The sequence below is a fragment of the Albimonas donghaensis genome (genome assembly GCF_900106695.1).
GTDB lineage: Bacteria > Pseudomonadota > Alphaproteobacteria > Rhodobacterales > Rhodobacteraceae > Albimonas > Albimonas donghaensis.
Genome location: NZ_FNMZ01000003.1, coordinates 401,358 through 426,650, shown reverse-complemented (window position 1 = coordinate 426,650; position 25,293 = coordinate 401,358). Strand labels below are relative to the sequence as shown.

The 25,293-nt window shown below is 70.1% G+C and carries 23 protein-coding genes; 17 read left to right on the top strand and 6 right to left on the bottom strand.

The annotated features are described in order from the left end of the window. The first annotated feature begins 6 nt into the window (after positions 1 to 6). Positions 7 to 1,401 (top strand): aspartate aminotransferase family protein, encoded by a 1,395-nt coding sequence (locus BLV24_RS11445; RefSeq protein WP_092681775.1) that lies wholly within the window; start codon positions 7 to 9, stop codon positions 1,399 to 1,401. A gap of 21 nt (positions 1,402 to 1,422) precedes the next feature. On the opposite strand, the gene BLV24_RS11440 is transcribed toward BLV24_RS11445, so the two are convergent. The 3 genes from BLV24_RS11440 to BLV24_RS11430 all read right to left on the bottom strand — a co-directional run bounded on the left by BLV24_RS11440 (position 1,423) and on the right by BLV24_RS11430 (position 6,735). Continuing rightward, complete coding sequence (locus BLV24_RS11440; RefSeq protein ID WP_092681773.1) at positions 1,423 to 1,638, bottom strand: hypothetical protein; 216 nt, start codon at positions 1,636 to 1,638, stop codon at positions 1,423 to 1,425. A gap of 190 nt (positions 1,639 to 1,828) precedes the next feature. Then, positions 1,829 to 3,025, bottom strand: coding sequence for a winged helix-turn-helix domain-containing protein (locus BLV24_RS11435; RefSeq protein ID WP_092681771.1), 1,197 nt, complete (start codon positions 3,023 to 3,025; stop codon positions 1,829 to 1,831). A gap of 65 nt (positions 3,026 to 3,090) precedes the next feature. Further along, on the bottom strand, positions 3,091 to 6,735 hold the full coding sequence (locus tag BLV24_RS11430) for a hydantoinase B/oxoprolinase family protein (protein WP_092681769.1): 3,645 nt from the start codon (positions 6,733 to 6,735) through the stop codon (positions 3,091 to 3,093). 79 nt (positions 6,736 to 6,814) lie between these two features. Here BLV24_RS11430 and BLV24_RS11425 point away from each other — a divergent pair, with 79 nt between their 5' ends. The 9 genes from BLV24_RS11425 to BLV24_RS11385 all read left to right on the top strand — a co-directional run bounded on the left by BLV24_RS11425 (position 6,815) and on the right by BLV24_RS11385 (position 13,325). Continuing rightward, positions 6,815 to 7,291 carry a GNAT family N-acetyltransferase gene (locus BLV24_RS11425; RefSeq protein WP_092681767.1) on the top strand — a complete coding sequence of 159 codons (477 nt, stop codon included), beginning with the start codon at positions 6,815 to 6,817 and terminating at the stop codon, positions 7,289 to 7,291. 68 nt (positions 7,292 to 7,359) lie between these two features. Next, entirely contained in the window at positions 7,360 to 8,250 is an 891-nt protein-coding gene (locus tag BLV24_RS11420) for an AraC family transcriptional regulator (protein WP_092681765.1), read from the top strand. Next, entirely contained in the window at positions 8,247 to 8,648 is a 402-nt protein-coding gene (locus BLV24_RS11415) for a hypothetical protein (RefSeq protein WP_092681763.1), read from the top strand. Before BLV24_RS11420 ends, BLV24_RS11415 begins: the two co-directional genes overlap by 4 nt. Positions 8,649 to 8,836: 188 nt before the next feature. Then, positions 8,837 to 9,538 carry a molecular chaperone DjiA gene (locus tag BLV24_RS11410; protein ID WP_092681761.1) on the top strand — a complete coding sequence of 234 codons (702 nt, stop codon included), beginning with the start codon at positions 8,837 to 8,839 and terminating at the stop codon, positions 9,536 to 9,538. A 166-nt stretch (positions 9,539 to 9,704) separates the two neighbouring features. Continuing rightward, positions 9,705 to 10,244 (top strand): flavin reductase family protein, encoded by a 540-nt coding sequence (locus BLV24_RS11405; RefSeq protein ID WP_092681759.1) that lies wholly within the window; start codon positions 9,705 to 9,707, stop codon positions 10,242 to 10,244. A gap of 197 nt (positions 10,245 to 10,441) precedes the next feature. Then, positions 10,442 to 11,314: a 4-hydroxy-tetrahydrodipicolinate synthase gene (gene dapA / locus BLV24_RS11400; protein WP_092681757.1), complete on the top strand. Its 873-nt coding sequence runs from the start codon at positions 10,442 to 10,444 to the stop codon at positions 11,312 to 11,314. Positions 11,315 to 11,339: 25 nt separating this feature from the next. Next, positions 11,340 to 11,813 carry an SsrA-binding protein SmpB gene (gene smpB / locus BLV24_RS11395; protein WP_092681755.1) on the top strand — a complete coding sequence of 158 codons (474 nt, stop codon included), beginning with the start codon at positions 11,340 to 11,342 and terminating at the stop codon, positions 11,811 to 11,813. A gap of 125 nt (positions 11,814 to 11,938) precedes the next feature. Further along, positions 11,939 to 12,670, top strand: coding sequence for a GNAT family N-acetyltransferase (locus BLV24_RS11390; RefSeq protein WP_092681753.1), 732 nt, complete (start codon positions 11,939 to 11,941; stop codon positions 12,668 to 12,670). 85 nt (positions 12,671 to 12,755) lie between these two features. Then, on the top strand, positions 12,756 to 13,325 hold the full coding sequence (locus BLV24_RS11385) for a peroxidase-related enzyme (RefSeq protein WP_245710540.1): 570 nt from the start codon (positions 12,756 to 12,758) through the stop codon (positions 13,323 to 13,325). Positions 13,326 to 13,349: 24 nt separating this feature from the next. On the opposite strand, the gene BLV24_RS11380 is transcribed toward BLV24_RS11385, so the two are convergent. From BLV24_RS11380 to BLV24_RS11370, 3 genes are read right to left on the bottom strand one after another with little or no spacing between them, the layout of a single operon-like run. After that, complete coding sequence (locus BLV24_RS11380) at positions 13,350 to 14,696, bottom strand: MATE family efflux transporter (RefSeq protein WP_092681751.1); 1,347 nt, start codon at positions 14,694 to 14,696, stop codon at positions 13,350 to 13,352. 5 nt (positions 14,697 to 14,701) lie between these two features. Then, entirely contained in the window at positions 14,702 to 15,223 is a 522-nt protein-coding gene (locus tag BLV24_RS11375) for a PaaI family thioesterase (protein WP_092681749.1), read from the bottom strand. Continuing rightward, positions 15,220 to 15,690, bottom strand: coding sequence for a PaaI family thioesterase (locus BLV24_RS11370; RefSeq protein WP_245710517.1), 471 nt, complete (start codon positions 15,688 to 15,690; stop codon positions 15,220 to 15,222). Before BLV24_RS11370 ends, BLV24_RS11375 begins: the two co-directional genes overlap by 4 nt. A 430-nt stretch (positions 15,691 to 16,120) precedes the next feature. Here BLV24_RS11370 and BLV24_RS11365 point away from each other — a divergent pair, with 430 nt between their 5' ends. From BLV24_RS11365 to BLV24_RS11335, 7 genes are all read left to right on the top strand, one after another. Beyond that, the gene (locus BLV24_RS11365; protein ID WP_092682075.1) at positions 16,121 to 16,489 is read left to right on the top strand and encodes a MerR family transcriptional regulator; all 369 of its coding nucleotides are present in this window, start codon (positions 16,121 to 16,123) and stop codon (positions 16,487 to 16,489) included. Between the two features lie 561 nt (positions 16,490 to 17,050). After that, the gene (locus BLV24_RS11360; RefSeq protein ID WP_092681745.1) at positions 17,051 to 18,829 is read left to right on the top strand and encodes an acyl-CoA dehydrogenase C-terminal domain-containing protein; all 1,779 of its coding nucleotides are present in this window, start codon (positions 17,051 to 17,053) and stop codon (positions 18,827 to 18,829) included. Between the two features lie 209 nt (positions 18,830 to 19,038). Beyond that, positions 19,039 to 20,193, top strand: a complete 1,155-nt coding sequence (locus BLV24_RS11355) for an acyl-CoA dehydrogenase family protein (protein WP_092681743.1) — start codon at positions 19,039 to 19,041, stop codon at positions 20,191 to 20,193. Between the two features lie 62 nt (positions 20,194 to 20,255). Continuing rightward, positions 20,256 to 20,879: a glutathione S-transferase family protein gene (locus BLV24_RS11350; RefSeq protein WP_092681741.1), complete on the top strand. Its 624-nt coding sequence runs from the start codon at positions 20,256 to 20,258 to the stop codon at positions 20,877 to 20,879. A 47-nt stretch (positions 20,880 to 20,926) separates the two neighbouring features. Further along, positions 20,927 to 22,138 carry an acetyl-CoA C-acetyltransferase gene (locus tag BLV24_RS11345; protein ID WP_092681738.1) on the top strand — a complete coding sequence of 404 codons (1,212 nt, stop codon included), beginning with the start codon at positions 20,927 to 20,929 and terminating at the stop codon, positions 22,136 to 22,138. Between the two features lie 79 nt (positions 22,139 to 22,217). Further along, positions 22,218 to 24,431 (top strand): 3-hydroxyacyl-CoA dehydrogenase NAD-binding domain-containing protein, encoded by a 2,214-nt coding sequence (locus tag BLV24_RS11340; protein ID WP_092681735.1) that lies wholly within the window; start codon positions 22,218 to 22,220, stop codon positions 24,429 to 24,431. Positions 24,432 to 24,625: 194 nt separating this feature from the next. Then, entirely contained in the window at positions 24,626 to 25,246 is a 621-nt protein-coding gene (locus BLV24_RS11335) for a LolA family protein (protein WP_092681733.1), read from the top strand. The last annotated feature ends 47 nt before the right edge of the window (positions 25,247 to 25,293 follow it).

Genomic DNA, 25,293 nt, shown 5'->3' with positions numbered 1-25,293 from the left:
CTCGCCATGAATGTTCTGAGCAACCCCCGCTCGACCGCCGATTACCAGGCGATGGACGCCGCCCATCACTGGCACCCGTTCACCGACACCGCCGACCTGGCGGCGAAGGGCGCGCGTGTGATCACATCCGCGCAGGGCGTGTGGCTGACCGATTCCGAGGGCGCCCGGATCATGGACGGCATGTCCGGCCTGTGGTGCGTGAATGTCGGCTACGGGCGTGAGGAAATCGTCGAGGCGGTGACCCGCCAGCTCCGCCAACTGCCCTACTACAACACCTTTTTCCAGTGCACCCATCCCGCGGCCGCCGAGTTCTCGGAGGCGCTGGCCCAGGTCGCGCCGCCGCATATGAACCGGGTGTTCTTCACCAACTCGGGCTCGGAATCCAACGACACCGTGTTCCGCATGGCCCGGGTCTACTGGGACTGCATGGGCCAGCCGTCGAAGAAGATCTTCATCGGCCGGCATAACGGCTATCACGGCTCGACGGCGGCGGCGGCGAGCCTCGGCGGGATGTCCGGGATGCATGCGCAATCCGGCCTGCCCTTTCCCGGTTTCGCCCATATCGACCAGCCCTACTGGTATGGCGAGGGTCGCGACACCGGCCTTTCGCCGGAGGAATTCGGGCTCGCCCGCGCCCGCCAGCTCGAAGCGAAGATCGACGAGCTGGGCGAAGACAACGTCGCCGCCTTCATCGCCGAGCCGATCCAGGGCGCCGGCGGGGTCATCATCCCGCCCGAGAGCTACTGGCCTGAAATCGCGCGTATCTGTCGGGAGCGGAACATCCTTCTGGTCGCCGACGAGGTGATCTGCGGCTTCGGGCGCACCGGGTCCTGGTGGGGCTCGGAGACCTATGGCGTGACCCCCGACCTGATGCCGATCGCCAAGGGCATGACCTCGGGCTATCAGCCGATGGGGGGCGTGCTGATCTCCGACCGCGTGGCGGGGCCGGTGATGGAGAAGGCCGGCGAGTTCTACCACGGCTACACCTATTCCGGGCATCCGGCGGCGGCGGCGGCGGGACTCGCGAGCCTGCGGATCCTGCAGGAGGAGAAGCTGGTGGAGCGGGTGCGCGACGTGCTGGCCCCGAAGCTGGCGACGCTGTGGGGCGGGCTCGCGGATCATCCGATGGTGGGGGAGACCCGGACCAGGGGCTTCCTCGGCGCCATCGAGCTGGCGAAGAACCCCGCGACGGGCGAACGCTTCGGCGAGGAAGTCGGGGCCGGGGCGCGTTGCCGGGATCTCTGCGTGGCCAACGGGTTGGTGATGCGGGCCGTGGGCGACACCATGATCCTGTGCCCGCCCTTTGTGATCACGGAAGACGAGATGGACGACATGGCCGCCCGCGCCCGCAAGACGCTGGACGATCTGGCCGATCAGCTCACCCGCGAAGGGCTGATGTGATCACAGGCGGATCCCGGCCGCTCAGCTGAGGATCACGCCCACCGCGACCATGGCGAGGCCGAAGAAGGCCACGCCCACGGCGGCGAAGTTCACCAGCTGCACGCGGCGCAGGATGCGGCGGACCTCCTCGGGGTCCGTCGCGGCGCCGCGCAGGGACATGGCCTGGCGAATGCACCAGAACAGGCCGATCAGCCCCGCCACCGCGGTGATCGCGCCGATCCATACCAGTATCGCCATGCCCAAATCCTCCGTGCCCGGGTCCGCGGCCTGATGCCCGCTTCGGCGCGCGGAGGCAAGCCGCGCCGCGTTTCCGCGGGACCGCCCACCCCGTCGCCCTCGCCCCCCGCCCTCGCCTTCCCCGCCCGCGTCCCCGGTTCCGCGCCGCGCGGGCGCCCCGGCGCCGAAAGCGCCTCCGTCGACGCGCGGCTCAGCTCCGGAGCCAGTCGGGCGCGAAGGTCAGCCTGTCGCATTCGGCAAGCCGGGCGGCCCGCGTCAGCTCCGCCGTCAGCCCGGCGACCCGGCCGGCGCCCATCCGCACCCCCGCCTCCGGCCAGAACGCCCGCACCGCCATCGCGCCGCCGTCCCGCTTCGCGTCCAGTCGGCCGATCATGCGGTCCCCCTGCATCACCGGGAACACGTAGTAGCCGTAGCGGCGCCGGGCCTCGGGCACGAAGATCTCGATGCGGAAATGGAAGCCGAACAGCCGTTCGGCCCGCGCCCGGTCCCGCAAGGCCGGGTCGAAGGGCGACAGCAGGCGCACGCGCGACCCCGGCTCGGGCAGTGAGGCGGCCTCGTCCAGCGCGGCCTGGGTGGAGAAGGCGCGGCGGCGGACGCCGTCGGCCATCTCGACCTCCGCCTCCAGGATGCGGCCCGAGGCGAGCGCCTGCGCGCACCACGTCCGGGCCTCCTCCCGCGTGACGATGGCGAAGAAGTCGGCCAGCTCGCCCGCCGTGCCGAAGCCCAGCCGGTCCAGCGCCGCCGACATCGCCCAGTCGACGATCTCGGCGTCGTCGCGGCGGTCGGCGAGATGCGCTTGCGGGATCACCCGCTCGGTCAGGTCGTAGAACTTCCGAAAACCCTGGCGGTGGCATATCGACAGCCGGCCGGAGCGCCAGAGGAACTCCAGCGCCGTCTTGGAGGGCTGCCAGTCCCACCACCCGCCGCCGCCGCCGGCCTCCTCGCCCGCCACGTCGCGGGTGCAGGCGGGGCCGTGATCCGCGACATGGCGCAACACGGCGTCGATCTCGGCGGCCCAGCCCTCGCCCCGCCATTGCGGCCAGCGCGCCTGCATCCGGGCTTCGTCGCGGGCGAATTTCAGCCGCCACATCGGGTGGAAGTCCATGGGGATGACCGCGGCGTCATGGGTCCAGTGTTCGAACGCCGCGCGGTCGCGGGCCACCAGCCGTTGCAGCGCCGGCGGACGGAAGCGGCCGCGCCGCGACCACAGGATCAGGTCATGGGCCCGCGCCAGGGTCAGGACGCTGTCCACCTGCACGAAGCCCAGCCCGTGCAGCACCGATTCCAGGTCCGCCCCGGCGCCGGGACCGGATTCGGCCCGCAGCAGCAGGTGACGGTCGAGGAACAGGCGGCGCGCGCGCCGGTTGTCGAGCACGGGACGAGTCATCCGCCCATCCTAGTCGGCGCGGCGGCCGGGCGACAGCGGATCGCCCGGCCGGAGACCGGCGAGGTTCACTCCTCCGGCAGGCAGCCGCCGCCCGAGGGCGTGTCCAGCCAGAACAGGTCGCCCGCCGCCATCTCGGTCTTGTCGGCCGAGCGCAGCTCGTCCACCCGACCGTCGGCGCGCACGATCCGGGTGCGGCCCAGCGCCCCCGGCCCGCCGCCGAGCAGCCCCGGAGGCGGCGCCACCCGATGCCCGGCGAGGATCGCGGCCGTCATCGGCTCCAGGAACCGGATCCGCCGCCGGGTGCCGTCGCCGCCGCGGAACTTCCCGGCGCCGCCGGAGCCTTCGCGGATGGAGAACTCCTCCAGCAACACCGGATAGCGCCATTCCAGCACTTCCGGATCGGTCAGCCGCGAGTTGGTCATGTGGGTATGCACCCCCGACGTGCCCGGATGCCCGGTCCCGTCGTTCAGCACCCCCGCGCCCGAGCCGCCGCAGACGGTTTCGTAATATTGCCGCCGGTCGTCGCCCCAGGTGACGTTGTTCATGGTGGACTGCGCCGCCGCCTGCACGCCCAGCGCCAGCAGCAGGGCCGAGGTCACGGCCTGGCTGACCTCCACATTCCCCGCGATCACCGCCGCCGGGTAGACCGGAGCGATCATCGAGCCCTTTTCCACGATGATTTTCAGGGGCTTCATCACCCCTTCGTTCATCGGGATATTGTCCTCCACCAGCAGGCGGAAGACATAGAGGACCGCGGCCCGCATCACCGGCTCGGGGGCGTTGTAGTTGGTGGGAAGCTGGCGGGTGGTGCCGGTGAAATCCACCGTCGCCTCCCGGGCCTCCTTGTCCACGGTCAGCTTCACGCGGATCTCGCGCGCCTCGCCGTCATAGTCCGGGTCCATCGGGTAGACGAACTCGGCGTCCTTCAGCTTGACGATGGCGCGGCGGACGCATTCCTCGGCGTTGTCCTGGACGTGCTGCATGTAGGCGTCGACCACCTCGCGGCCGAACTGGCGCACCATGCGTTTCAGCTCCTGCGCGCCCTTCTCGCAGGAGGCCACCTGGGCCTTGAGGTCCGCGATATTGGTATCCGGCGAGCGGCAGGGATACGGGCCGGACATCAGGATTTCGCGGGTCTCGGCCTCCCGGAACACGCCTTTGTCGACGAGTTTCCAATTGTCGATCAGCACGCCCTCGTCCTCCACCACCCGGCTGTCGGGAGGCATGGAGCCGGGCGTGAGACCGCCCACGTCGGTATGGTGCCCGCGGGAGGCGACGTAGAAGATGATCTCGTCGCCGTCCTCCTCCCAGACCGGGGAGACCACGGTGATGTCGGGCAGGTGGGTGCCGCCGTTGTAGGGGGCGTTCAGCACGAAGACGTCGCCCTTCGCCATCACCGGGTTCTGGTCGATGATCGACTTCACCGAGGCGCCCATGGACCCCAGATGCACCGGCATGTGCGGGGCGTTGGCGATCAGGTCCCCGGCCGCGTCGAAGACGGCGCAGGAGAAGTCCAGCCGCTCCTTGATCGTCACGGAGACGGCGGTGTTCTCCAGAACCGCGCCCATCTGTTCGGCGATCGACATGAAGAGGTTGTTGAACACCTCCAGCAGCACCGGATCGGCCTTGGCGCCCACGGCCTCGGTTTTGGGGCGGGCCTTGATGCGGTGGAGCTTGATGTGGTCGTGCTCGGTGACCTCCGCCTGCCAGCCGTCCTCGATGACGATGGAGGTATGGGGCTCCACCAGCACCGCGGGGCCGGTGAGACGGTCGCCGGGGCGCATCTCCTCCCGCTTCACATAGCGGGCGTCATGCCATTGGCCTTCCGAGTAGAATTCCGCCTCCAGCGCCGAAGGGAAGGCGGTTTCCTCCCGCGTTTCGGTCGGGTGGCTGGGTTCGGAGAGGTCGGCGGCGCGGCCGACGGCTTCGTTGGAGATCGCCTCGATCACCAGCGGCTTGTCGCCGGGGTCGAAGCCGAAGCGGGCGCGGTGGGCCTCGGCGAAGGCGGCGCGCATGTCTTCCTCGCGCCCCAGCGGGATCTCGATGGCGGTGTCGGTGCCCTCGACCTTCAGCAGCAGGACCGGGTGCAGGGTGATGTCGCGGTTGGCGACGCCCTGGGATTCCACCTCCATGGAGACGACCATGGACAGCCGGTCCAGATCCGCGGCGGCCTGAAGGCGCGAAGCCGCGTCCAGCCGCGCCTCCACCGCCATCTGGCGCGAGGCCCGGATATCCGCGAGCCCCATCCCGTAGGCCGACAGCAGCGAGGCCAGCGGATGGATCAGCGCGCGGGTCATGCCCAGAAGGTCGGCGATGCGGCAGGCGTGCTGCGCGCCGGCGCCGCCGAACACGGTCAGGCAGTAGCGCGACACGTCATGCCCGCGCTGGACGGAGATCTTCTTGACCGCGTTCGCCATGTTCTCGCAGGCGATGCGCAGGAAGCCGTCGGCCAGTTCCTCGGGGCTGCGGCCGACCTCCTTCGCCATCTCCTCGAACCGGGCGCGGGTGGCGTCGGCGTCGAGCGGGCGGTCCGCGTCGGGCCCGAAGATGGCGGGGAAGAAGTCCGGGCGCAGCTTGCCGGTCATCACGTTGGCGTCGGTGACGGCCAGCGGGCCGCCGCGGCCGTAGCAGGCGGGGCCGGGATGGGCGCCGGCCGAGGCCGGGCCGACCTGCAACCGCCCGTCGCGATATTGCAGCAGCGACCCGCCGCCGGCCGCGACCGTGTGGATATGCATCATCGGCGCGCGCAGGCGAACGCCGGCGACCTCGGTGTGCAGGACCCGCTCGAACTCGCCGTCATAGTGGCACACGTCGGTGGAGGTGCCGCCCATGTCGAAGCCGATCATCTTCGATTCGCTGGCGATTTCCGACGTGCGCACCGCGCCGACCACGCCCCCCGCGGGGCCGGAGAGGATGGCGTCCTTGCCCTGGAACAGCGTCGCGTCGGTCAGCCCGCCCGAGGACATCATGAACATCAGCTTGCCGCCCAGCGCCTCCGCGCCCTCGTCCTCGCCCACCCGGTCGAAGGCGGCGGCGACCCGATCCACGTAGCGGCGCAGGATCGGGCTGAGATAGGCGTCCACCACGGTCGTGTCCCCGCGGCTGACCATCTTCATCAGCGGGCTGACCTCGTGGCTGGTCGAGACCTGGCCGAAGCCGGCCTCCCGCGCCAGTTCGGCGGCCCGCTTTTCGTGGGCCGTGTGGCGATAGGCGTGGACGAAGACGATGGCCACGGCGTCGATGCCCGACGCCTTGGCCTCGGCCAGGTCGCGGGCCAGCGCGGCTTCGTCCAGCGGGGTTTCGACCGTGCCGTCGGCCATCAGGCGCTCATCGGCCTCGATCACCTGTTCGTAGAGCAGTTCGGGCAGCACGATATGGCGGTCGAACAGGCGCGGGCGGTTCTGGTAGGCGAGCCGAAGCTGGTCGCGCAGGCCCTTGGTGATCACAAGCAGCGTGCGGTCGCCCTTGCGCTCCAGCAACGCGTTGGTGGCGACCGTGGTGCCCATCTTCACCGCGTTGATGCGGTCGGCGGGGATCGCGTCGGTCGGTCCCAGCCCGAGAAAGCCGCGGATGCCGGCCAGCGCCGCGTCCTCGTATTGCTCGGGATTCTCGGAGAGCAGCTTGGCGGTATGGATCGCGCCCTCGGGGTCGCGGGCCACCACGTCGGTGAAGGTGCCGCCTCGGTCGATCCAGAAATCCCACCGGCTCATGTGCGCATCCCCTTTGCCAAGCGTGTTGTCCGGACTATCGCTTGGTTTTCGGCGGAGGCAACCGGGGCGGGGTGCGACGATGGAGCTTAGGGCGCTTGAGACGGGCGATCTGGAGGCGGCCCGGGCGATCTGGAACGCGATCATCCGGGACACCAACATCACCTTCACCGATATCGAGCGGACGCCGGAGTCGATGGCGGACTGGCTGGTCTCGGGCGGTCCGCGGCTGGGGGCGTTCGAGGGCGGGCGCCTGCTGGGCTTCGTCTCCGCCGGTCAGTTCCGGCCGGGGCCGGGCTATCGCTACACGTTCGAGCATTCGGTGCATCTGGCGCCCGAGGCGCGGGGCAAGGGCGCCGGGCGGGCGTTGATGGAGGCGCTTTACGCGGCCCTCAGGCCCTGGGGCGCGCATACGCTGATCGGGGCGATCACCGGGGACAACCATGTTTCGCTGGCGTTTCACGCGCGGCTGGGCTTCGTCGAGGTCGGGCGGATGGCCGAGTCCGGATGGAAGTTCGGCCAGTGGCATGAGCTGGTGCTGATGGAGAAGCGGCTCTAGCCACGGTTCCGCAGGATTTGTCGGGTCGGGCCGTGGCAGACAGGGGCGACCCCGGACGGAGACCCGCGATGACCGATGCCCGACCCGACCCGCGCACCCGCCCGCTTCCCGGCCCCGACCCCTACGCCGCCCGGCTCGACCGGGTGCTGGACCATATCCACGCCCATCTGGAGGAGGATCTGTCCTTCGACCGGATGGCCGAGATCGCCTGCCTCTCCCCCTGGCACTGGAGCCGGGTCTACGCGGCCATGCGGGGCGAAACCGTCGTCGCCACCATCCGCCGCCTGCGCCTGCAACGCGCCGCGGACCGGCTGGCCAATACCGGGATGGCGGTGGCGGAGGTGGCGACGCGGGCGGGCTACGGCTCCGCCGACGCGTTCGGGCGGGCGTTTCGCGACGCCTACGGGATGGCGCCGGGGGCCTATCGGCGCGCGGGCTCGCACGCCGCCTTCCGCGCCGCGACGCAGGCCGCGGACGCGGCCGGCTTTCCGGTGGAGATCGTCGCCCTGCCCGCGCGCAGGCTGGCGGCGATGCCGCATCACGGCGATTACATGAAGATCGATCACGCCATGGGCCGCCTGATCTCGGCGCTCGGCGTTCAGCCCGGCGTGCGGACGCGGGCGGAGATGATCGGCGTGTTCCTCTCCGATCCCGGCATCGGCCCGGTCGAGGCGCTCCGCTCCCTCGCCTGCCTGCCGCTGGAGGATGGCTCCGCCCCGCCGGCCCCGCCGCTGAGCGCGGAGACGCTGCGCGGCGGAGACTGGGCGCGCCTGCGCTACGCCGGGCCCTACGCGGACATGCCGGGCGCCTATCGCTGGTTGCTGGGGACGTGGCTGCCGGGATCGGGGCGGGAGCCCGCGGACGCGCCGATCTTCGAGGCCTATCTGGACGATCCCCGCGACACGGCCCCCGCCGCGCTGCGCACCGACATCCACCTGCCGTTGCGCGCCCTTTCGTGACGCCGCCGCCCGTCCCCCCTGCCGTTGCGGAGGCGCTGTCCCGCCATCCGCCCGCCATCGCCGCCCGCCTGGCCGAGATCCGCGCGGACATCTTCCGGGCGGCCGAGGCCGAGGGCGCCGCCCCCGTCGCGGAATCCCTGGCCTGGGGGGAGCCGTCCTACCGCCTCGCGTCCCCGCCCCGGGGCGCCGCGATCCGCCTGGGCCGGGTCCGCGCCGCGCCCGACGCCTGCGCGGTCCTGTTCCACTGCCGCACGACCCTGATCGAGGGCTTTCGCCGGGACTTCGCCGGGCTGTTCCGCTTCGAGGGGACCCGCGCGCTGATCCTCCCCGCCGAGGGGCCATGGCCGCGCGTCCCCCTCGGGCTCTGTCTGCGCGCCGCGCTGACCTATCGCCCGTGAGCCCCCGTTCGCCCGTGAGCCCCCGTCCGCCGCCCCGCCCCGGTTCCGCCTGGCGCGCCGTCGACCCGCCGCGCGGGCGCCCGGCCCCAACCCGCGGGACGGTTCCCGCGCGGCGCGCGTCAACCTGACCGACCGCGACCCGGCGCCCCCGCCTCGCCGCCGGGGCGCAGCCCGGCTATGCTCCCCCCATGTCGATCTGGACCCGCATAGGCGAGGCGCTTCAGGCGCTGCGCGAGGGCGAAAGCCTCTCGGACGTCTTCGGCCGTCTGAAGACCCCGCCCGAGCAGTCGGTGGGCTTCGCGATCGCGGTCATCGCGCTCGGCGCCAAGATGGCCAAGGCCGACGGGCAGGTGACCCGCACCGAGGTCACCGCCTTCCGCGACGTGTTCCACATCCCCCCCGAGGCCGAACGCCAGGCCGCCCGCGTCTTCAACCTCGCCCGTCGCGACGTGGCGGGGTTCGAGGGCTACGCGGCCTCAGTCGCGCGGATGTTCGGCGACCGCTCGGACCCGCTCGCCGATCTGCTGGAGGGCCTGTTCCACATCGCCGCCGCCGACGGCGAATTCCACCCCGACGAAGAACGGTTCCTGCGCCGGGTGTGGGAGATCTTCGGCCTGCCCGAGACCCTGTTCCGCGGTCTCCGCTCCCGCTACGCGCCGGACGCCGAGCCCGATCCCTGGGCGGTGCTGGGCGTGACCCCCGACACGCCCCTGCCCGAGATCCGGCGCGCCTGGCGGGCGCTGGTGCGCGACAGCCATCCCGACCGGATGATGGCCCGCGGCGTGCCGGAGGAGGCCGTGCGCCTCGCCACCCAGCGACTGGTCGACATCAACAAGGCGTGGGAGGAGATCTCCGCGATGAGCCGCGCAGCGGGCTCCGCCCCGGGCTGATCCGCGCCGGCTTCCCCTTTCCCCTTCCCCTTCCCCTTCCCCCTTCCCGGGCCTCCGGGCCTTGCCTTCGCGCTGCGCGGCATATCTCTGGGTCAGGCTCCGGGACCCGACCCCGGCGCCGCAGCATCCGGGACGCCGCCGCGCCGCCCGCAACGGAGGACCCGCCATGGCCGATCCCATCCCCCATCCCGACCGCGCCGCGGACGCCGAGGCCGCCGACCGCCTGCGCCGCGCGCTGGGCCGCTTCGCCACCGGCGTCACCGTGATCACCACCCGCGCCCCCGACGGCGCGGCCCTGGGCTTCACGGCCAATTCCTTCAACTCGGTGTCGCTGAACCCGCCGCTGATCCTGTGGTCGCTGGCCCGCAAGTCCGAGCGGCTGGGCGCCTATCGCGGCGCGGATTCCTACGCCGTCAACGTGCTCGCCGCCCACCAGGAAGGCCTCGCCCGCCAGTTCGCCGGCCCGGCCGAAACCCGGTTCCGGGACGTCGACTGGCGCGAGGGTCTCGGCGGCGCCCCGGTGCTGGCCGGGGCGCTGGCGGTGTTCGAATGCGCCCATGAGGCGGTCTATCCCGCCGGCGACCATGAGCTTTTCATCGGCCGGGTCGAGCGGGTGACCGAAACCCCCGGAGACCCGCTGACCTTCTTCGGCGGCGGCTTCTTCACGCTGCTGGGCGAATACCGCCCGCCCGCGGAGGAAGGCTGATCCCGGCCCGCCCGGCGCCCGCGCCGAATCCCCTCCCCCCGGCGCCCTCGCCGAATCCCCTCCTTGCCGCCCCGCCGCGCCGCGGTTAGGGTCCGCGCCCTGTCGAGGCGGCCCGCGAAGACGCGAGTCGCCTCGGCTCGTATGCACAAACTCCCGCGGATATCCCCGCGGAGACGAACCACGCAAAGGAGCGCGCCATGTTCAAGGGGTCGATCACAGCCCTGGTGACGCCGTTCAAGGACGGCAGGCTGGACGAGGCCGCGCTCAAAAAACTCGTGGAATGGCAGATCGCCGAGGGCTCCAACGGCCTCGTCCCGGTCGGCACCACGGGCGAGAGCCCGACCCTCTCCCATGAGGAGCATCGCCGCGTCGTGTCGCTGGTGGTCGAGACCGCCGCCGGCCGCGTGCCGGTGATCGCCGGCGCCGGGTCGAACAACACCGCCGAGGCGGTGGACTTCTGCCAGCACGCCGAGGACGCGGGCGCCGATGCGGTGCTGATCGTCACGCCCTATTACAACAAGCCGTCCCAGCGGGGGATGATCGCGCATTTCACGGCGTTGCACGACGCCTGCAAGCTGCCGATCATCATCTACAACATCCCCCCGCGCTCGGTCGTCGACATGACGCCCGAGACCATGGGCCAGCTCGCCACCCTGCCGCGCATCGTGGGCGTCAAGGACGCCACCGGCGACATCACCCGGGTGTCGAAGCAGCGGCTGACCTGCGGGCGGGATTTCATCCAGCTTTCGGGCAATGACGACATGGCGCTGGGGCACAACGCCCATGGCGGGGTCGGCTGCATCTCGGTGACCGCCAATGTGGCGCCGAAGCTCTGCGCCGAGTTCCAGGCGGCCACCCTGCAGGGGGATTACGGCAAGGCGCTCGACTACCAGGACCGGCTGATGCCCCTGCATGTCGCCCTGTTCCGCGAGCCCAACCCGACCGGGCCGAAATACGCCCTGTCGCTGCTGGGCGTGTGCACGGACGAGGTGCGGTCCCCGATGGTCCCCATCGAGGAATCGACTAAGGCCGAGATTCGGGGAGCGATGGCGCATGCCGGGCTGATCTGAGCCCGAACGCGCCTATATAAGAGCCATGGCCAAGAAGTCCGATCCCAATTCGAAGGTGATCGCGGAGAACCGCCGCGCCCGTTTCGACTACGCCATCGAGGACGATCTCGAGGCCGGGATCGTGCTGCATGGCTCCGAGGTGAAGGCCCTGCGCACCGCGCAGGCCAACATCGCGGAGAGCTACGCCTCGGTCGAGGGGGGCGAATTGTGGCTGATCAACTGCTACATCGCCCCCTACGGCCAGGCCGACAAGTTCAAGCATGAGGAACGTCGGCGGCGCAAGCTGCTGGTTTCGCGGCGAGAACTGGCGCGGCTGTGGAACGAGACCAAGCGCGGCGGCATGACCATCGTGCCGCTGCGCATGTATTTCAACGAACGCGGCATGGCGAAGCTGAAGATCGGCATCGCCAAGGGCAAGAAGACCGTCGACAAGCGCGAGGGCCAGAAGCAGCGCGACTGGCAGCGCGACAAGGCGCGTCTGCTCAAGCAGCACGGCTGACGCCGGGCGCCCCCCGCGCCGTCCCCCGCCCTCGGCGCGTCCCCCGGACCGGCCCGAAGGGCGGAACGGGGCGCCGGCCGGGTCGGCGCGGATCGGCGCCGGATTTGGGGGGAGGAGACCCGAGCATGACCGCACCCGACGAAACCCGGCTTCTGGCCGCGCTGGAAGCCACCTGGCCCCCTGCCGCGATCGACGAGACCTCGGCCCCCGGCTGGCGCCTGCGCGACGGCGCGGGGGCGGGCAAGCGGGTGGACTCGGCGCGCTCGCTCGGCGCCTCCGATTTCGAGGCCGCCGCCGCCGCCATGCGCGCCGCCGGCCGCCGGCCGCTGATCCAGGTCGCTTCGGACCCCGATCTCGACGCCAGGCTGGACGCCGCGGGCTGGGAGATCGTCGATCCCACCCTGCTGCTGGCCGCCCCCGTCGCCAAGCTGGTCGACATGGAGGCCCCGCGGGGCGTGAAATCGGTGCTGGTGCGCACCCGCCTGGCGCTGCTGGACGAGATCTGGGACGCCGGCGGCATCGGCCCGGCCCGCCGCGCCCTGATGGACCGCTGCGCCCTGCCCAAAGCCACGATCATGACCCGCACCGACGACATCGTCGGCGGCCTGTCCTACGTGGCGGTGGATGGCGACGTGGCGATGATCCACGCGGTCGAGGTGCGCCCCGAGGCGCGTCGCCGCGGCGTCGCCCGCGCCGGGCTCTCCGCCGCCGCCCGCTTCGCGGCGGAGAACGGCGCGCAATGGCTCGCGCTCGCCGTCACCGAGGCCAACGCCCCCGCCCGCGCGCTTTACCACAGCGCAGGCATGGAAAATGTCGGACGCTATCATTACCGTCTGGCCCCGAAGCAGGGCCGCTGAATCGGACGGCCCTCCAAGGAGGACCCAGATGAGCGACACCCCCGCCGCCAAGAAGCCCGACGCCGGCCCGATCCCGCAGCCCGAGCTGCCCGATGGCCTGCCGACCGCGCTGAACCTGCCGCCGGAGCAGCCGCTGCCCGACGACATCGCCAAGTATTTCAACGTCTGCAACGACAAGCTGGGGATGATCCCCAACGTGCTCCTCTCCTACGCCTTCGCGCCGGAGAAGCTGCGGGCGTTCTCGGCGCTCTACAACGACCTGATGCTGGCGGATTCCGGCCTCACCAAGCTGGAGCGGGAGATGATCGCGGTCGCCGTGTCTTCGGTGAACCGCTGCTTCTACTGCCTCACCGCCCATGGCGCCGCGGTGCGCCAGCTCTCGGGCGATCCGAAGCTGGGCGAGTTGATGGTGATGAACTACCGCGCGGCCCCGCTGGATGCGCGCCAGCGGGCGATGCTGGATTTCTCGGTGAAGATGACCGAGGAGAGCCACCGCATCGAGGAATCCGACCGCGAGGCGCTGCGCGAGGTCGGGTTCACCGACAAGGACATCTGGGACATCGCCGCGGTGGCGGGGTTCTACAACATGACCAACCGGATGAGCTCGGCCGTCGATATGCGGCCGAACGACGAATATCACGGGATGGCCCGCTAGGGGCCGCCCGCGGGCGGGGGCCTTTCAGGCCGCCGCCCGCACCAGCGCCGGATAGCGCAGGCCCAGCGTGATGGCGCGCAGCACGAAAAAGCACATCAGCGCGGCCCACAGCCCGTGCAGGCCGAACAGCGGAACCAGCGCCGCCCAGGCCGCGAGATACAGCGCCAGCGACCACAGCATGGCGTTGCGCATGTCCCGGGTCCGCGTGGCGCCGATGAAGATCCCGTCCAGCATGAAGGCCGGCAGGCCGACCACCGGGGCCAGCGCCGCCCAGGGCAGGTATTCGCGCGCCGCCGCCCGCACTTCGGGCGCCGTGGTCATCAGGTCGATGATCGCGCCCCCCAGCAGCCAGAACCCCGCCCCCAGCGTCGCCACGCAGGCCAGCCCCCAGGCCGAGGTCAGCCTGGAGGCGCGCCGCAAGAGGTCCGGCCGCCTCGCCCCGAAGAACTGCCCGACCAGCGCCTCGGCCGCGAAGGCGAAGCCGTCCAGCGCATAGGCCGAGATCGCGAGGAACTGCATCAGCACCTGATTGGCGGCCAGCGACACGTCCCCCCAGTCGGCCGAGCGGAACAGGAAGAAGCCGAAGCCGAACTGCAGCAGGCAGGACCGGATCAGGATATCCCCGTTGACCTTCGCCATGTTGATCAGCCGCACCCGGTCGAAGATCCGGGCCGGGTCGCGCCAGCCGTCGCCGGCGAAGGCGTCGCGGCACATCCACAGACCCAGCGCCGCGCCCCCGACCTCGGAGATCAGGGTGGCCGCCGCCACGCCCTCCACCCCCCAGCCGAAGCCGAGCACGAAGAGCAGGTCCAGCGCGATGTTCAGCCCGTTCATGGCGATCTGGAGGATCAGCACGCCGCGCGTCCGCTCCATCGCGATCAGCCAGCCGGTCAGCGCGTAGACCGAAATCGCGAAGGGTCCGCCCCAGATCCGAAGGGAGAGGTAATCGCGGGCCATGTCCTCGACCTCGGCCGAGGCGGGGGAAAGCTCGAAGGCCGCCCAGAACAGGGGCGCCTGCAACAGGATGAAGATCAGCCCCGAGGCGCCGGCGATCAGCATTCCGCGCAGCAGCAGGGCGGCGCATTCGGCGGAATCCCCGCGCCCGCGGGCCTGCGCCACCAGCCCCGAGGTGCCCATGCGCAGAAAGCCCATGGTCCAGTAGATGAAGCTGAGGATCACCGCCCCCATGCCCACCGCCCCGATCGGCGCGGCCGCGCCGAGCTGCCCGATCACGCCGGTATCCACCGCCCCCAGCAGGGGCGTGGTGGCGTTGGACAGCATGATCGGCACGGCGATGGCCAGGACCCGGCGATGGGTCAGCGGGGCGGGCGCCTCTCCCGCCGCGACGGGAGAGGCGGGCGCGTCGTTCATGGAGGTCAGGCCTCGGAGGGCATCAGGAAATGGCCGACGGCGGAGAGGAAGGGCCGCGCCCGCTCCTCCTGCCAGGCCTCGACCGCCACGGAAGCGTAGCGGCGCCCGGCCCGGCGGATCTCGGCCCGCGCATAGGCGTCCCGCGGCCCGGCGGAGCGCAGGTAGTCCAGCGTGAAGTCGATGGTCTTGGGCAGGGGCGGGAACTCTCCGCGGCCGATGGCGGCGGCGGGTTCGCCCCCCTGCTCCATCCGCGCCCAGACCAGGGTCCAGGCGAGCCCGATCTGGGCGGTGATCTCCAGGAAGGCCCCGGTGGCGCCGCCATGCAGGGCCGGCAGGACCGGGTTGCCGATCAGCTTCTCGTCGAAGGCGAGGCGGGCGGTCAGCTCATCGCCCAGCCGGTCGAAATGGATGCCCAGCACGCCGGCGAAAGGCACCGTGGCGACCAGCGCCTCCAGCGCCGCGTCGCGCCGGGCTTCGACCACATGGGCGGGCTCGCGCCGGGGGCGGGGGGGACGGACGGCGCTCATGCCTTGTCCTCCGGCTTCGCGGCGGCGGCCTTCGCGGCGGGGCGCGGGCGCTCCAGCACGAAGGCCCCGGCGGCGGTGGCGATGGGGTCGTCGATGTCGCCGTCATGGGCGACCGAGCGCACGAAGGCCACGTGGCGGGTGGCCTTGTAGCATTCGGCCCGCGCCACGATGTCCGCTCCGGGCTTCGCCGGACGCATGTAGTCAATGCGCAGGTCAAGGGTCGAGGTGCCCGCGGCGCCGGTCGGGTGGCTCATCACCGCGGCCCCGGAACAGCCGTCGAGCAGGGCCGTGACCACGCCGCCATGCAGCACGCCGGACTGCGGATCGCCCACGAAGCGCGGGTCGAAGGGCACCCGCATTTCCGCCACGCCGGCGAAAAGCGATTCGAGCTTCATGCCCAGTTCGCTGTTCCAGCGCACCCGTTCCATGAACCGCCGCCCGATCTCGGCGACTTGATCGGCGCTCAACGGCGTGGAGCGGGCTTCGGTCCTGGGGTCGGCGGAAATGGGGCGGGCCGCGTCGGATCGCGGGTCGGACTCTGTCATAATCGGCCTTTCGCTCGGCGCCGCTTCGTCGTAACCGCGCCACAAGGCCGGTCTAGCCCGGAGCATGGGGCGCGTCCACCACGCGGCCCGGACCGTCCCCACGCGCTGTTGCGTCGGAAAGCAGCGGTCGGCGCAGGCATGCGCGAACTGTCGCAGCGGTATGCTGCGGCTGCGAGACGCAGCGCGGAGCAGGCAGCATTAATCCTACCCGGTCTTGTCATTATCGTCGCCGCGTCTTACGTCCACGTCAACCAGCGGGGCTCGAGACGCGAACCGAACGCGGCGCGAAGGGCTCATCACGGAGAGACAAGTGAACGACACCGAGACAGAAACCTACACCACCATCAGCGAAATGTGCGCCGAGTTCGACGTCACGCCCCGCACGCTGCGGTTCTACGAGTACAAGGAACTGCTGCAGCCGCGCCGCGAGGGCCAGAAGCGTCTGTTCACCAAGCGCGACAAGGCCCGCCTGAAGCTGATCCTGCGCGGCAAGCGCTTCGGCTTCTCGCTGGACGAGATCCGCGAGCTGCTGGACCTCTATTATGTGGGCGATCAGCAGGCGACCCAGCTGGCGCGGACCTATGAGCGGGCCCTGCTCCGCATGAAAGCCATGCGCGAACAGCGGGCCGAGCTGGACGTCGCCATCGACGATCTTCAGCGGAACCTCGACATGGTTTCCCAGATGCTGGAGCAGCGCGGCGTCAAGGCTGCGGCGGAGTAAGACCGGCCCGGCCGAGGCCGGACCGCAAGGGAAGACGCCGGGGATGACCCCGGCGCTGCGTTTCGCCGGGCCCCACGCCGGCGCGACCTGATCGGCCGGGAGCATCCCGGTCCGCGATGCCGGCGACGAGCGGGGAGCGCGTCGCCGGCCCGGGCCCCCCTCTGGGTCCGTCCAGCTCCCTCAAGGGTTTCGCCGGCCGGGCGCCGAACGACCCGACGCCCGAGTCCCCCTTTTCGACCGCCTCGTCAGGCCCCCCCGATCCGGCGGCCCCTATCCGGCCCCCCGGATGCGGCGGCCCCGTTGCGACGGCCCCCGATCCGGCGGTCAGGTCCGTCGAATGCCATCTACGGACTCCTCGCCAGGCGGGGCGTTGGCGCTTAGATCGCTTCGCATACCCGTCCGGATCCGGCCCCGCATGGCGCGACCTGACGCCACGGCGCTCTTTACGTGCGCGTCAACTTACGCCATATCCATCGCGGACAGGCCGCAACAGGCCTTGTATGGTTTTCGGAAGCGTGGACGCGCCGCAAGCGCCTCGCCCGCCCTTGGGAGGACGATCGAATGCCCATCTACAACCCGCCGCTCCGCGACATGGATTTCATCCTGCATGACGCCCTCCAGGTGTCGACGCAGGAGATCGACGGCTATTCCGAGCTCGACCGCGACTTCACCGCGGCGATCCTCGATGAGGCCGGCAAGATCGCCCGCGACGTGCTCGCCCCCCTGAACCTGGTCGGCGACCGGCAGGGCTGCGTGCTGGAGAACGGCGTGGTGCGCACCCCCGACGGGTTCAAGGCGGCTTTCGACACCCTGCGTGAGGGCGGCTGGACCGGGCTCGACTGCGATCCCGAATTCGGCGGCCAGGGCATGCCCTACGTCATCGCCACCGCGGTCGGCGAGATGCACTCCGCCGCCAACATGGCGCTGATGATGTATCCGGGCCTGACCCACGGCGCCTATTCGGCGATCCACACCCATGGTTCGGACGACCAGAAGGCGATGTATCTGCCCAGAATGGTGTCCGGAGAGTGGACCGGCACCATGAACCTGACCGAGCCGCATTGCGGCACCGATCTCGGCCTGCTGCGCACCAAGGCCGAGCCGCAGGACGACGGCTCCTACAAGATCACCGGCCAGAAGATCTTCATCTCGGCCGGCGAGCACGACATGTCCGAGAACATCATTCACCTGGTGCTGGCGAAGATCCCCGGCGGCCCGGACGGGGTGAAGGGCATTTCGCTGTTCATCGTGCCCAAGTTCATGGTCGGCGAGGACGGAAGCCTCGGCGCCCGCAACGCGCTCGCGGTCGGCAAGCTCGAAGAGAAGATGGGCATTCACGGCAACGCCACCTGCGTGATGAACTACGACGGCGCCACCGGCTACCTGATCGGGGAGGCGCACAAGGGCCTTCGCGCCATGTTCACCATGATGAACGAGGCCCGCATCGGCGTCGGCATGCAGGGGCTTTCGCAGGCCGCGGCGGCCTATGACAACGCGGTGGAATACGCCCGCGACCGCCTCCAGGGCCGCGCCGTCACCGGCGTCGAGGCCCCGGACAAGCCCGCCGACCCGCTGATCGTGCATCCCGACATCCGCCGGATGCTGATGGATCAGAAGGCCTTCGTCGAAGGCGCCCGCTTCTTCGCCATGTGGGGGGCGATGATGATCGACCGCTCGCACCGCATGGGCGACGCGGAGGCGGAGGGGCTGATCTCCCTGCTCACCCCGGTGATCAAGGGCTTCCTGACCGACAAGGGCTACCAGTCCGCGACCCAGGCCCAGCAGGTCTATGGCGGGCACGGCTATATCGAAGAGCAGGGCATGTCCCAGTTCGTCCGCGACGCCCGCATCGCCATGATCTACGAGGGCGCCAACGGCGTGCAGGCGCTCGACCTCGTGGGGCGCAAGCTGGCGGCCAACGGCGGCAAGCCGGCCATGGCCTTCTTCGAGATGATCAAGGCTTTCATCAAGGCCAACGAGGGCGACGAAGCCCTGAAGAAAGACTTCCTCGACCCCCTGAAGGCGGCCTCCAAGGACCTGCAGGGCGCGGCGATGTATTTCATGCAGAACGGCATGAAGAACCCCAACGCGGCGCTGGCGGGCTCCACCGACTTCCTGCACCTGTTCGGCCATGTCTGCCTTGGCTACGCCTGGGCGCAGATGGCGGTCGCGGCCAATGCGGCGCTGGCGGCGGGGACCTCGGACGAAGCGTTCTACGCCAACAAGATCCGCACCGGCCGCTACTACATGGCCCGCCTCCTGCCCGAGACCGCGCTGAACCTCGCGCGTATCCAGTCGGGTCCGGAGCCGGTCATGGACATGCCCGCCGAGGCGTTCTGATCCAGCGGCGCCGTCCCCCGGGAGGGGGCGACGGCGCCGCCCCCGCCGCCCTCTCCCGCGCATGGCGGGGAGGGCCGGGACGGGCGCCTGCGTTCGGGCGCCTGCGTTCGCTCGGGGGCTTGCGCGCTCGCCACCGCGAGCGCACCTGCGTAACAAGGTGATCGGGCCGACAGAGTCCGACACTACCGACGCATCCAAGGGAGACCCGCATGACCGCCCCTATCCTCGCCTCCGCCTGGATGAACGACGAGCACCAGATGCTCGAGGACATGACGTCCAAGTTCATCACCGACGCCTGGACCCCGAACTACGCCAAGTGGCGCGCCAACGGGATCATGGACCGCGAGGCCTGGAACCAGGCCGGCGAGAACGGGCTGCTGCTGGCCTCGATCCCCGAGGAATACGGCGGCGCCGGCGGCGATTTCGGGCATGAGGCGATCATCCACATGGTCGCCGCGCGGCTGAACCTCGCCTCCTGGGGCATCGGCGTGCATTCGGCCATCGTCGCCCATTACATCCTCGCCTACGGGTCGGAGGCGCAGAAGGCCAAATGGCTGCCGAAAATGGCGTCCGGAGAGCTGGTCGCCGCCATCGGCATGACCGAGCCGGGCACGGGATCGGATCTCCAGCGCATCCGCACGCGGGCCGACAAGAACGGCAACGGCTACAAGATCAACGGCCAGAAGACCTTCATCACCAACGGCCAGACCGCGGACCTGATCCTGCTGGCCTGCAAGACCGATGTCAGCCAGGGCGCCAAGGGCGTGTCGCTGATCATGGTCGAGACCGAGGGGGCCGAGGGCTTCCGCCGCGGCCGCAACCTGGAAAAGGTCGGCATGCACGCCGCCGACACGTCCGAGCTGTTCTTCGACGACGTGCAGGTGCCGCCGGAGAACCTGCTGGGCGGCGTCGAGGGCCGCGGCTTCTACCAGATGATGGAGCAGCTGCCCCAGGAACGCCTGTCGATCGGCGCCACCGCCATCGGCGCGATCGAGGGCGCCGTGGCGCTCGCCACCGCCTATGCGAAGGAGCGGGAGGCCTTCGGCAAGCCGATCATCCAGAACCAGGCGCTCGCCCACAAGCTGGCCGAGTGCAAGACCGACATGGTGGTGGGCCGCGCCTTCTTCGACAGCTGCTGCGTCGCGCATCTGAAGGGCGAACTGACGGTCGAAGCCGCGGCCATGCAGAAATACTGGCTCACCGACCTGCAGGGGAAGGTGATCGACAGCTGCCAGCAGGTCTTCGGCGGCTATGGCTACATGATGGAATATCCCATCGCCGAGATGTGGGCCGACGCCCGCGTCCAGCGCATCTATGGCGGGACCAACGAAATCATGAAGGAACTGATCTCGCGCAGCCTGTAACACTGCGCCGCGCGGCCGGGGCGCGTTCCCGGCCGCGGATCCGATTTCAGGGAGAACCCCGCATGTCCGCCTACAAGCTCACCTGCTTCGCCCAGTCCGGAAACGCCTACAAACCCGCGCTCTATTTCGCGCTGGGCGGCATCGACTGGGAGCCGGTCTGGATCAACTTCTTCAAGGGCGCCCACAAGGAGCCCGCCTTCGCCGTCAAGAACGACATGGCGCAGGTGCCGGTGCTGGAGCATGGCGACCTGGTGCTGTCGCAAAGCGCCGTGATCCTCGACTATCTGGTCGAGCAGGAAGGCAAGTTCGGCTGGGAGACCGCCGCCGAAAAACGCGAGATCTGGCGCTGGGTGATGTGGGACAACTACTCCTTCACCTCGATGTTCGCCCCGTTCCGCTTCTTCGCCGCCTTCGTGCCCGAGGACAAACGCGACCCCGGCGCCATGAAGTTCATGGAAATGCGCATGGCCAACGCCCTGAAAACCCTCGACGCCCGCCTGGCCGGTCGCGACTGGGTGGCGCTGGACCGGCCGACCATCGCGGACATTTCGATCGCCGGCTACTGCTATTACGGCGACGAAGTTCCGTTCGATTTCAACGACTACCCCAACATCCTCGCCTGGAAGGACCGCCTCGCGGCCCTGCCTGGCTTCGTGATGCCCTATGAGCTGATGCCCAGGGGCTGACGCCTCCTCCCCGACCCCGGAACGCCGACCGGAAAGGACCTTTCCCCATGACCGACGCTTACATCTTCGACGCCGTGCGCACGCCGCGGGGCAAGGGGCGGGCCGACGGCTCGCTGCACGAAGTCACCTCGGTGCGTCTCTCCGCCGAGGTGCTGAACGAGCTGAAGGCCCGGAACGACCTCGACACTTCGAAGGTGGAGGACGTGATCTGGGGCAACGCCACCCAGGTCGGCGAGCAGGGCGCCTGTCTCGCCCGGTCCGCGGTGCTTTACGCGGGCTGGGACGAGCGGGTGCCGGGGCTGAGCATCAACCGCTTCTGCGCCTCGGGCATGGAAGCGGTGAACCTCGCCGCCAACCAGGTGAAGGGCGGGGCCGGAGACCTTTACGTGGCCGGCGGGGTCGAGATGATGTCCCGCGTGCCCATGGGCTCGGACGGCGCCGCGGTGGCCGCGGACCCGACCCTGGCGATGAACGCCTATTTCGTGCCGCAGGGCGTGGGCGCCGACATCATCGCCACCAAATACGGCTTTTCGCGCGACGACGTTGACGCTTACGCCATGGAGAGCCAGCGCCGCGCCGGCGTCGCCATCGAGGAAGGCCGTTTCAAGAAGTCCGTGATGACGGTGCGCGACCAGAACGGCCTGCCGATCCTCGACCATGACGAATATCCCCGCCCGGGCACCGACATGCAGGCGCTCGGCGCCCTGCGCCCGGCCTTCCAGATGATCGGCGAGGCCATGCCCGGCTTCGACGCCATCGCCAAGCTGAAATACCCCGAGCTGGAGCGGGTGAACCACGTCCACCACGCCGGCAACTCCTCGGGCATCGTGGACGGGGCGACCGCGGTTCTGATCGGCTCGAAAGAGGCCGGAGAGGCGCTGGGGCTGAAGCCGCGGGCGCGGATCCGGACCTCGGTCAAGGTCGGCTCGGACCCGACGATCATGCTCACCGGCCCGGTTCCTGCGACGGAAAAGGCGTTGAAGGTCAGCGGCATGTCGATCTCCGACATCGACCTGTTCGAGGTGAACGAGGCGTTCTCCGCCGTCGTCCTGCGCTTCATGCAGGCCTTCGACGTGGACCATGCCAAGGTGAACCCCAATGGCGGGGCCATCGCGCTGGGGCACCCGCTGGGCGCCACCGGGGCGATGATCATCGGCACGGTGCTCGATGAGCTGGAGCGCACCGGCAAGGGCGTCGGGATGGCCACGCTCTGCGTCGCCTCCGGCATGGGCGCCGCGACGATCATCGAGCGCGTGTGACCCCGGATCCGACTCAGACCCGGGCGCCGTCGCCGACGACGGCCCGCCCTCGACCGATTCCCCCCCACGGGAGACTGACATGACCGAGATTTTCCATACCGAGATCGACGCCGACGGCGTGGCCGTCCTGAGCTGGGACCTGCCCGGGCGTTCGATGAACGTGATGACGATGGAGGGTCTGGCCGAGCTCGACGCCGCCATCGACGCCCTGCTGGCCGACGACGCGGTGAAGGGGATCGTGCTGACCTCCGCCAAACCCGATTTCGCGGGGGGCATGGACCTCAACATCCTGCAGGGGATGAAGGATCAGGCCGGCGACGACCCGGCCAAGGGCCTGTTCGAGGGCGTGATGCGGATGCACGCCCTGCTGCGCAAGCTGGAACTGGCCGGCATGGACCGCAAGACCCGCAAGGGCGGCAAGCCGGTCGCCTGGGCCTGCCCGGGCACCGCCGCGGGAATCGGGCTGGAGCTGGGCCTGGCCTGCCATCGCCGGTTCGCGGCGGACAATCCCAAGGCGAAGATCGGCCTGCCCGAGATCATGGTCGGCATCTTCCCCGGCGCCGGCGGGGCGACCCGCGTGTCCCGGATGCTGGGCGCGATGGCCGCCGCCCCCTTCCTGATGGAAGGCAAGATGATGGCCCCCGCCAAGGTGAAGGCCGCGGGGCTGGTCGACGAGGTCGTGCCGGCGGATGACCTGATCCCCGCCGCCAAGGCCTGGGTGCTGGCCGCCAAGGCCGCCGACATCGTGAAGCCCTGGGACGCCAAGGGCTGGAAGATGCCCGGCGGCGCCCCCTATTCCGCCCAGGGGTTCGAAACCTTCGTCGGCGCCGCCGCCATGATCCACGGCAAGACCCAGGGCGCCTATCCCGCCCACAAGGCGCTGCTGGCCGCGGTCTACGAAGGGGCGATGGTCGATTTCGACACCGCCCTGCGCATCGAGGCCCGCTGGTTCACCAAGATCCTGATGAACCCGTCCTCCGGCGCCATGATCCGCTCGCTCTTCCTCAACAAGGAGGCGCTGGAAAAGGGCGCGGTCCGGCCCAAGGACGTGGCCGACATGCGGGTGAAGAAGATCGGCATTCTCGGCGGCGGCGGCTTCATGGGCGCCGGCATCGGCTATGTCTCGGCCATGGCCGGCATCGAGGTGGTGCTGATCGACCGGGACGACGCCTCGGCCGCCAAGGGGGTGGACTTCGTCACCGGCCTGCTGGACGACGCGCTGAAGAAAAAGCGCCTGACCGAGGACAAGAAAACCGCGATCCTCGGCCAGATCACCGCCACCGCGGATTACGCCGCCCTGTCGGGCTGCGACCTCGTGATCGAGGCGGTGTTCGAGGATCCGGGCGTCAAGAAGATCGTGACCGAGGCCGCGCAGGCCCATCTGGGCCCGGACGCGATCTTCGCCTCCAACACCTCGACCCTGCCGATCACCGACCTGGCCGGGAACTACAAGGACCCCGAGAAGTTCATCGGCATCCACTTCTTCTCACCGGTTCACAAGATGATGCTGGTGGAGATCATCAAGGGCAAGAAGACCGGGCCGGAAGCCGTGGCCAAGGCGCTCGATTTCGTGCGCCAGATCCGCAAGACCCCGATCGTGGTCAACGACGCCCGCTTCTTCTACGCCAACCGCTGCATCATCCCCTATATCAACGAGGGCACGCGGATGGTCACCGAGGGCGTCGCGCCCGCGCTGATCGAGAACGCCGCCAAGCAGATGGGCATGCCGCTCGGCCCGCTGCAGCTGGTGGATGAGACCGCGCTGGATCTGGGCCAGAAGATCGCCAAGGCGACCAAGGCCGCGATGGGCGACGCCTATCCCGAAAACCCCGCCGATCCGCTGATCGACTGGATGGTCGGGGAGGGACGGCTTGGTCGGAAGGCCAAGGCCGGCTTCTACGCCTATGACGACAAGGGCAAGCGGCAGGGCCTGTGGGACGGTCTGGCGGCCAAGTACCCGGTGGCCGACGATCAGCCCGACGTCACCGAGGTGCAGCACCGCCTGATGATGGCCCAGAGCCTGGAGGCCGTGCGCGCGCTGGAGCAGGGCGTGCTGGAGGACATCCGCGAGGGCGACGTGGGCGCGATCCTCGGCTGGGGCTTCGCGCCCTGGTCGGGGGGCCCGTTCTCCTGGCTCGACATCCTGGGCGCCGACAAGGCGGCGGCGATCACCGACGCGCTGACCGCGAAGTTCGGCGAGCGTTTCGCCACACCCCCGCTGCTGACCGAGATGGCCGCGAAGGGCGAGACTTTCTACGGCCGCTTCGGCCCGCAGGCCAAGGCCGCCGCGTAAGGCGCCCGGCCGGCGACGCCGGCCCGTCGGGGCGGGGGCTCGATGCCCCCGCCCCGACGACTCCCCCCTCACATACCCTCGCCCCCCTGAAAAGCGACATTCGCAGGTCGTGGAATCGCCCCGATCGGCGCCTATGTGATCCGCAGTCAGGGCGGCCCTTGGGGCCGGCCCGCGGATAGACTACAAAGGACGCCATGACCCGACGCGCTCCCCTCGCCGCCGCCGCGCTGGCGCTCGCCGCATTGCTGCCCGCCCTCGCGCCCGCGCCCGCCGCGGCCCAGGACGGCCGCGATCTCGCGCGCATCTCCGCCTATCTCAACGCGCTCGACACCGCCGAGGGCGGTTTCGTGCAGATCGCCCCGGATGGCGAGACCTCGGACGGGCGGTTCTATATCGACCGCCCCGGCCGCATCCGCTTCGAATACACGCCGCCGAACCCGTCGCTGGTGGTGTCTGACGGCACCTGGGTGGTGGTCTACGACATGCGCGACTGCGGCAAGCAGACGGCGCCCCTGTCCTCCACCCCGCTGAACCTGTTCCTGCAGGAGCGGGTGGACCTGCGCGCCGAAGGCGCGGTCAGCGCGATCGAGCGTCAGGCCGGGCAGATGCGGGTCACCGCAGTCAATCCGTCCGACCCCAACGGCGGGTCCATCACGCTGATCTTCAACGACAACCCGCTGGAACTGCGGCAGTGGATCGTCACCGATCCCGAGGGCCGCAACACCACCGTCGCGCTGAACGAGATCACCCGCGGCGTCGACATCAACGTCGCCAAGTTCCTGCCCGCCCGCATCGAGATGGACGAGTGCAACTGACGCCCCGAGCCGTCGCCCGCAGGGGCGACGGCGCCGACGCGGCCGGT

Excerpts from the sequence above, each read along its gene's own strand:
- BLV24_RS11445 (WP_092681775.1), top strand. The coding sequence starts at position 7 with ATGAATGTTCTGAGCAACCCCCGCTCGACCGCCGATTACCAGGCGATG.
- BLV24_RS11440 (WP_092681773.1), bottom strand. The coding sequence starts at position 1,638 with ATGGCGATACTGGTATGGATCGGCGCGATCACCGCGGTGGCGGGGCTG.
- BLV24_RS11435 (WP_092681771.1), bottom strand. The coding sequence starts at position 3,025 with ATGACTCGTCCCGTGCTCGACAACCGGCGCGCGCGCCGCCTGTTCCTC.
- BLV24_RS11430 (WP_092681769.1), bottom strand. The coding sequence starts at position 6,735 with ATGAGCCGGTGGGATTTCTGGATCGACCGAGGCGGCACCTTCACCGAC.
- BLV24_RS11425 (WP_092681767.1), top strand. The coding sequence starts at position 6,815 with ATGGAGCTTAGGGCGCTTGAGACGGGCGATCTGGAGGCGGCCCGGGCG.
- BLV24_RS11420 (WP_092681765.1), top strand. The coding sequence starts at position 7,360 with ATGACCGATGCCCGACCCGACCCGCGCACCCGCCCGCTTCCCGGCCCC.
- BLV24_RS11410 (WP_092681761.1), top strand. The coding sequence starts at position 8,837 with ATGTCGATCTGGACCCGCATAGGCGAGGCGCTTCAGGCGCTGCGCGAG.
- BLV24_RS11405 (WP_092681759.1), top strand. The coding sequence starts at position 9,705 with ATGGCCGATCCCATCCCCCATCCCGACCGCGCCGCGGACGCCGAGGCC.
- dapA (WP_092681757.1), top strand. The coding sequence starts at position 10,442 with ATGTTCAAGGGGTCGATCACAGCCCTGGTGACGCCGTTCAAGGACGGC.
- smpB (WP_092681755.1), top strand. The coding sequence starts at position 11,340 with ATGGCCAAGAAGTCCGATCCCAATTCGAAGGTGATCGCGGAGAACCGC.
- BLV24_RS11390 (WP_092681753.1), top strand. The coding sequence starts at position 11,939 with ATGACCGCACCCGACGAAACCCGGCTTCTGGCCGCGCTGGAAGCCACC.
- BLV24_RS11380 (WP_092681751.1), bottom strand. The coding sequence starts at position 14,696 with ATGAACGACGCGCCCGCCTCTCCCGTCGCGGCGGGAGAGGCGCCCGCC.
- BLV24_RS11375 (WP_092681749.1), bottom strand. The coding sequence starts at position 15,223 with ATGAGCGCCGTCCGTCCCCCCCGCCCCCGGCGCGAGCCCGCCCATGTG.
- BLV24_RS11365 (WP_092682075.1), top strand. The coding sequence starts at position 16,121 with ATGTGCGCCGAGTTCGACGTCACGCCCCGCACGCTGCGGTTCTACGAG.
- BLV24_RS11360 (WP_092681745.1), top strand. The coding sequence starts at position 17,051 with ATGCCCATCTACAACCCGCCGCTCCGCGACATGGATTTCATCCTGCAT.
- BLV24_RS11355 (WP_092681743.1), top strand. The coding sequence starts at position 19,039 with ATGACCGCCCCTATCCTCGCCTCCGCCTGGATGAACGACGAGCACCAG.
- BLV24_RS11350 (WP_092681741.1), top strand. The coding sequence starts at position 20,256 with ATGTCCGCCTACAAGCTCACCTGCTTCGCCCAGTCCGGAAACGCCTAC.
- BLV24_RS11345 (WP_092681738.1), top strand. The coding sequence starts at position 20,927 with ATGACCGACGCTTACATCTTCGACGCCGTGCGCACGCCGCGGGGCAAG.
- BLV24_RS11340 (WP_092681735.1), top strand. The coding sequence starts at position 22,218 with ATGACCGAGATTTTCCATACCGAGATCGACGCCGACGGCGTGGCCGTC.
- BLV24_RS11335 (WP_092681733.1), top strand. The coding sequence starts at position 24,626 with ATGACCCGACGCGCTCCCCTCGCCGCCGCCGCGCTGGCGCTCGCCGCA.